Annotated in this window: 1 protein-coding gene and 2 pseudogenes; all 3 read right to left on the bottom strand. The window is 58.9% G+C overall.

Annotated elements, in window-relative coordinates:
• Positions 1-93: pseudogene (locus ACRESJ_RS14185) on the bottom strand (ParB/RepB/Spo0J family partition protein); the annotation flags it as partial.
• Between the two features lie 9 nt (positions 94-102).
• Positions 103-900, bottom strand: coding sequence for a ParA family protein (locus ACRESJ_RS14180; protein WP_007969897.1), 798 nt, complete (start codon positions 898-900; stop codon positions 103-105).
• Positions 901-918: 18 nt separating this feature from the next.
• Positions 919-1,003, bottom strand: a pseudogene (locus ACRESJ_RS14175) (16S rRNA (guanine(527)-N(7))-methyltransferase RsmG); the annotation flags it as partial.

Genomic DNA, 1,003 nt, shown 5'->3' with positions numbered 1-1,003 from the left:
GGCTTGCGCCGCTTGTTCTTCCAGCGAGCTGACAGTCGGACCACTCAACAGAGCATCCAGTCCACGTCCGAGACCTCGTTTCTTGACGGCCATGGGGATTCCTTAAGTTGCCTGAGCAGCAGCGATGCGTGAGTTTTTGCGTTGACGACGAACCATTTCGCCTGCCAATGCCAGATAGGCAACGGCGCCTCGCGATGCTTTGTCGTACGCCAGCGCCGGCATGCCGTAGCTTGGTGCTTCGGCCAGACGGATGTTGCGCGGAATGACGGTGTCGTAGAGCTGTTCGCCGAAGTGTTCCTTGAGCTGCGCCGAGACATCGTTCATCAGGCTCAGGCGCGGGTCGTACATCGTACGCAACAGGCCTTCCACCTTGAGGTTCGGGTTCAGCAGTTCAGCGATACGCTTGATGTTATCCACAAGGTCGCTCAAGCCTTCGAGTGCGAAGTACTCGCACTGCATGGGGATAATTACCCCGTCGGCGGCAACCAGTGCGTTGAGGGTCAGCATCGACAGCGACGGCGGGCAGTCGATCAGGATGTAATCGTAGTTTTCCCGGATCGGCGCCAGCGCGCTGCGCAGACGGCTTTCCTTCATCTGCATTTCCAGCAGCACCACTTCGGCCGCGGTGAGGTCGCGGTTGGCCGGCAACAACTGGTAACCACCGTGTTCGGAGAAGTGCATGGCCTGGGCCAGATCACATTCGCCGATCAGCAGGTCGTAGACCGAGTTTTCCAGGCCATGTTTATCCACACCGCTACCCATGGTGGCGTTGCCCTGTGGATCAAGGTCGATCAACAGCACCCGGCGCTTGGTCGCGACCAGGGATGCTGCGAGGTTGATGCAGGTGGTGGTTTTGCCCACGCCACCCTTTTGGTTCGCAATCGCGAATACCTTAGCCATTCTTGCTTGTGTTCCCAATCATGCCGTGCGGCGCAGTATCAGCAGATGGCGTTGGCCTTGGCAACCAGGTACGGCCAGGGCGTGTTCGCTATCGAGGTGGAAG

Source organism: Pseudomonas sp., from assembly GCF_050739655.1.
In the GTDB taxonomy this organism is placed as follows: domain Bacteria; phylum Pseudomonadota; class Gammaproteobacteria; order Pseudomonadales; family Pseudomonadaceae; genus Aquipseudomonas.
Note: the sequence above shows the minus strand (reverse complement) of the source record. Positions and strands in the feature narration are given on the sequence as shown.